Origin of the sequence: Pseudomonas sp. SB113, assembly GCF_040754745.1 — a bacterium.
Lineage (GTDB): Bacteria > Pseudomonadota > Gammaproteobacteria > Pseudomonadales > Pseudomonadaceae > Aquipseudomonas > Aquipseudomonas grimontii.
The window spans coordinates 1-538 of sequence record NZ_JBFMHW010000099.1 but is presented as its reverse complement, the minus strand read 5'-3'; the positions used below and the strand labels follow the sequence as shown (position 1 = coordinate 538).

1 protein-coding gene is annotated in these 538 nt (G+C 66.4%); it reads left to right on the top strand.

Going from position 1 to position 538, the window contains the following annotated elements:
• Positions 1–60: 60 nt before the first annotated feature.
• A partial coding sequence (locus tag AB1462_RS31625; RefSeq protein ID WP_367249012.1) for an iron chelate uptake ABC transporter family permease subunit occupies positions 61–538 on the top strand: 478 nt, incomplete at its 3' end.

Sequence of the window (538 nt, the reverse complement as noted above, 5' to 3'; positions counted from 1 at the left end):
CCGCACGATCTATGGCGCGGAGCAGGTGGCCGATCAGCTAAGGACGCTCGGTCTGCTGAAGTGACCGCGGCGCAACGCTCCCTCCGGCAGCTATTCGCCTTCGGCGTCCTGCTGCTGGCTTCGCTCGCAGCCATCGGCCTCGTCGTCGGCATCAGCGTGGGCATAGGCGATCTGCCGATCCCGCTCGCCACCACGTTCTCCGCCATTACCAACCGTCTGGGATGGACGGCGGTCGAACTCAACCGCATCCATGAGACGGTGATCTGGGACTACCGCCTCAGCCGGGCGCTGGTCGCAGCCTTCTGCGGCGCGGGCCTCGCGCTGTCGGGCGCGATCATGCAGTCGCTGCTGCGCAATCCGCTGGCCGAGCCCTATGTTCTCGGCATTTCCGCCGGTGCATCCACCGGCGCAGTCATGATCGTCATCCTCGGCATAGGTTCGGGCGCTGTCTCGTTGTCGGCAGGCGCTTTTGCGGGCGCATTTGCAGCCTTCTTCTTCGTCGCGCTGCTGTCCAACGGAACGCGCGGCGGCGCAGACC